The following is a 4,218-nucleotide window of genomic DNA, read 5'->3' as shown; positions in this document are numbered from 1 at the left end:
CCCGATGATGTATGGGGCTGTTTTGCAGTTGGCGGCGAAGAATGCGACGGGTGTGCAGGTTGGAGCGCTCAAGGCGGCGCAGGAGGCGTTCAAGGCGGCGCTTCGGAGTGGCTCGAGCGCCGAGCGGGCTATGGCCAACAACCGCTTTCACGAGATCACGGGCGAGATGGCGGACAACATCTATCTTGCGCCCTCTTTTCAGCGGTTGTTGATCGATCATGCCCGGATCGGGATGACCTTCTACCGCCCTCAGGACCGCCAGATGGCGGAGAACCTGTCCGAGGCCAGTGCCCAGCATGACGCCATCATCGCCGCCATCGAGGCGGGTGATGAGGCGGCTGCCTCGCAGCTGGCCATCGATCATTGGAACCTGTCGCGCGACCAGATCGAGCTGTTCGTCATGCCTGCCGGGCTTGACCTGCCGCTGGGGACGATGGCGCGCAAAACCCCTGCATGAGGACCTGAATGACCCCGATTTTCAATTTTGAAGGGATCTACACCCCCGTTGTGACCCCCTATCACGCCGATGGCAGCGTGAACTGGGACGCGCTGTCCGACGTGATCGAACACCTGATCGAGAACGGCGTACATGGCCTGATCTCGGGCGGCTCGACCGGTGAGAACTATGCCCAGACCGTTGCCGAGCGTCTGGAGCTGGCCAGGTTCACCCATGAGCGCCTGAAAGGCCGCCTGCCGCTGGTGGTGGGCACGGGGGCGATGATGACGCCGGACTCGATTGCGCTGGCCGCCGGCGCGCGCCAGATCGGCGCGGATGCGATCCTGCTGGCCAGCCCGGCCTATTCGGTGCCGACCGACCGCGAAAACGCGCTGAATGCGCTGGCCATCGACAAGGCGGCTGATCTGCCGGTGATGCTGTACAACTATCCGCACCGCACCGGCACCATGATGGGCGCGGAATTCCTGGACCGCGTCGGCCGCAGCCGCAACTTCTGCGGCATCAAGGAAAGCTCGGGCGATATCAACCGGGTACATCTGCTGGCGCGCGACTATCCGCATATCCAGATGGGCTGCGGCATGGACGACCAGGCGCTGGAGTTTTTTGCCTGGGGCGCCCCGTTCTGGGTTTGTGGCGGGTCGAACTTCCTGCCCGCGGAACATGTGGCGCTGTACAATGCCTGCGTGGTCGAGGGCAACTTTGGCAAGGGCCGTCGCATCATGAGCGCGATGCTGCCGCTGATGCATGTGCTGGAACAGGGCGGCAAGTTCATCCAGACCATCAAGCACGGCGTCACCATGAACGGGATCGACGCGGGCGTCATGCGCGCGCCCCTGAAGGGTCTGAACAAGGATGACAAGCGCGCGCTGGAACAGGTCACGCGCGTATTGAAACGCAAGATCGCCGACATCGTGGCAGAAGGGTAAGACACATGGATCTGCTGACACAGGACGAATACAAATCCATTGCCGCAGGTCTGAACCTGCCCACCGGCGCGTTCATCGACGGCACGTTCCGCCCGGCGATTTCCGGCAAGACCTTCACCAGCACCAACCCGGCCACCGGCGAAACGCTGGCCGAGATCGCCGCCTGCGGGTCCGGGGACGTGGATTTTGCCGTCGAAAAGGCGCGCGAGGCGTTTGACGACGGCCGCTGGTCGAAACTGCACCCGTCCGAACGCAAGGACGTGCTGATCCGGCTGTGCAAACTGATGACCCGCAACGCGCGCGAATTGGCGGTGATGGAAAGCCTCGACAGCGGCAAGACGATCTACGATTGCGAGACCGTGGACGTGCCCGAGACCATCCACTGCCTGAAATGGCACGCCGAGGCGATCGACAAGATCTATGATCAGGTGGCGCCGGCCAGCGACGATCACATCGCCATGGTGGTGCGTGAGCCGATCGGCGTTGTGGGCCTGGTGCTGCCGTGGAACTTCCCGCTGCTGATGCTGGCGTGGAAGATCGGCCCGGCTCTGGCGGCGGGCTGTTCGCTGGTCGTCAAGCCGGCCAAGGAAACCACCCTGACCGCGCTGCGCGTGGCCGAACTGGCTGTCGAGGCCGGACTGCCCGCCGGTGTTCTGAACATCCTGCCCGGTGGTGGCGGAGACGTGGGCGAACCGATCGGCCGTCACATGGATATCGACATGGTGTCCTTCACCGGCTCGACCGTGACCGGCAAGAGGTTCCTGACCTATTCGGCGGAAAGCAACGCCAAGGAGGTAGTGCTTGAGATGGGCGGCAAGAACCCGGCCATCGTCATGGACGATGCCGAAAACCTGGACCGCGTGGCCCAGCATCTGGTCAACGGCGCGTTCTGGAACATGGGCGAGAACTGCTCGGCCAGTTCGCGTCTGATCGTGCACAAGGACGTCAAGGCCGAATTGCTGGAGCGCATCGCGCATCATGCCAAACAGTGGAATATCGGCGACCCGCTGGACCCGGAAACCCGCATGGGCGCGCTGGTGTCCGAGGCGCACTTTGCCAAGGTTTGCAGCTACTTGGATCAGGCCGAGAATGTGGTGATCGGCGGCAAGGCCAATGACGGGTTTGTCGAGGCCACGGTGGTCGAGGTCGCGGACAACAACGCCCTGCTGGCCCGCGAAGAGATCTTTGGCCCGGTCCTGTCGGTGATCGAGGTCTCGGGCTTCGACGAAGCCATCGCGGTCGGCAATGACACCGAATACGGCCTGTGCGCGTCGATCTTCACCGCCAATGCCAAACGCGCCATCCGCGGTGCCCGCGCCCTGCGGGCCGGTACCGTGACGGTCAACAGCTTTGGCGAGGGCGACATCTCGACCCCGTTTGGCGGGTTCAAGCAATCGGGCTTTGGCGGCCGCGACAACTCGGTCCATGCGCATGATCAGTACACCCAGCTGAAAACCATCTGGATCGATCTGGCCGATGATGCAGACGAGGCGGTGGATTGACCCGCTACACCGCCAGAACCCTGCCGGTCCACCGCGGACCGGCCGCCTGGAGCGCCATTCTTGGCGCCCAGCCCCCGGCGGTTGCGCTGGAGAGTGACACCACCGCCGACTTTGTCATCGTCGGCGCGGGCTTTGCCGGCCTGTCGGCCGCGCGGCGTCTGCACCAGTTGCAGCCCGATGCGAAAGTGGTGGTGCTGGAGGCCGGGCGCGTGGCCGAAGGGGCTGCGGGCCGCAATTCCGGCTTCATGATCGACCTGCCGCATGATCTGGCCTCGGATGACTATGCCGGGTCCGGTGACGACTGCAAAATGATCGGCCTGAACCGGAAAGCGATTGCCTTTGCCCGCGCGGCGGTCGAGCAATATCGGATCGACCCGAACTTCTTTGATCCGGCGGGCAAAGTGAACGGTGCCGCCAGCGCGGCGGGCCATGCCCATAACGTCAGCTATGCACAGCACCTCGAGACGTTGGGCGAAACCAGCGAGATGCTGGATTCCCAGCAGATGCACGACCTGACCGGCTCGCGCCACTACCGGTCGGGCCTCTACACATCCGGAACGGTCATGTTGCAGCCCGCAGGCTATATTCGCGGACTGGCCGCCGGATTGGTCGGGGACGGCGTGGCGCTGTACGAGAATTCCGCCGTAACCGGGTTCGAAAAGCACGGCGGCGCGTGGCAGGTAAAAACCCGGCGCGGCGCGGTCAGCACCGGCGCAGTGATCCTGACGGTCAATGGCCATCTCGAAAGCTTCGGCATCGAGCGCAACCGGCTGATGCAGCTGTTCCTGTTTGCGGCGATGACGCCGGAACTGGACAGCGCCGCGCTGGCCCGGCTGGGCGGCCGGCCCCGCTGGGGTGTGACCCCCTCCGATCCGATGGGCACCACGATGCGGCGCATTGATACCGGTCAGGGCGGCAATCGCATCATCACCCGCACCTGCGCCGCGCTGCGCCCCGGCTTGGCGGCGAGGCCGCGCGATCTGACGCGGGCATCGCGGGTGATGCAGCGCAAGTTCGAGCAACGCTTCCCGCAATTGGCCGGGATCGAGATGCAATATCATTGGGCCGGTCACCTGTGCCTGAGCCTGAACGGCGTCTCGGTCACGCGCCAGATCGACCAGGGCATCTATTCCGGCTGCGTCCAGAACGGTCTGGGCACCGCACGCGGCACCCTCACCGGCATCGCAGCGGCGGAACTGGCCTGCACCCACAGCTCCGATATAACCCGCCATTTTGAAACCGAAGACCAACCCAAACGCCTGCCACCCCAACCCTTCCGAGAAATCGGCGCAAACGCAGTGCTGCGCTGGAAAGAATGGAAAGCGCGCGACGA

The 4,218-nt window shown here is 64.2% G+C and carries 4 protein-coding genes; all 4 read left to right on the top strand.

All coding sequences use genetic code 11. The features are described 5' to 3' along the window. On the top strand, window positions 1-457 hold a 457-nt coding region (locus tag ACR0IM_RS24415), incomplete at its 5' end, for a GntR family transcriptional regulator (protein WP_480597279.1). A gap of 8 nt (window positions 458-465) precedes the next feature. Beyond that, entirely contained in the window at window positions 466-1,383 is a 918-nt protein-coding gene (locus tag ACR0IM_RS24410) for a dihydrodipicolinate synthase family protein (protein ID WP_480683479.1), read from the top strand. 5 nt (window positions 1,384-1,388) lie between these two features. Continuing rightward, window positions 1,389-2,885 carry an aldehyde dehydrogenase gene (locus ACR0IM_RS24405; RefSeq protein WP_480683478.1) on the top strand — a complete coding sequence of 499 codons (1,497 nt, stop codon included), beginning with the start codon at window positions 1,389-1,391 and terminating at the stop codon, window positions 2,883-2,885. Then, window positions 2,882-4,218 (top strand): NAD(P)/FAD-dependent oxidoreductase (locus tag ACR0IM_RS24400; RefSeq protein ID WP_480683477.1); only part of this gene is annotated, 1,337 nt, incomplete at its 3' end. The genes ACR0IM_RS24405 and ACR0IM_RS24400, both read left to right, overlap by 4 nt.

This window comes from Ruegeria sp. BF6 (assembly GCF_056538665.1).
This window is presented reverse-complemented; position numbering and strand designations above follow the sequence as displayed.

Coding starts and splice junctions, on each gene's coding strand:
- ACR0IM_RS24405 (WP_480683478.1), top strand. CDS start 1,389: ATGGATCTGCTGACACAGGACGAATACAAATCCATTGCCGCAGGTCTG.
- ACR0IM_RS24410 (WP_480683479.1), top strand. CDS start 466: ATGACCCCGATTTTCAATTTTGAAGGGATCTACACCCCCGTTGTGACC.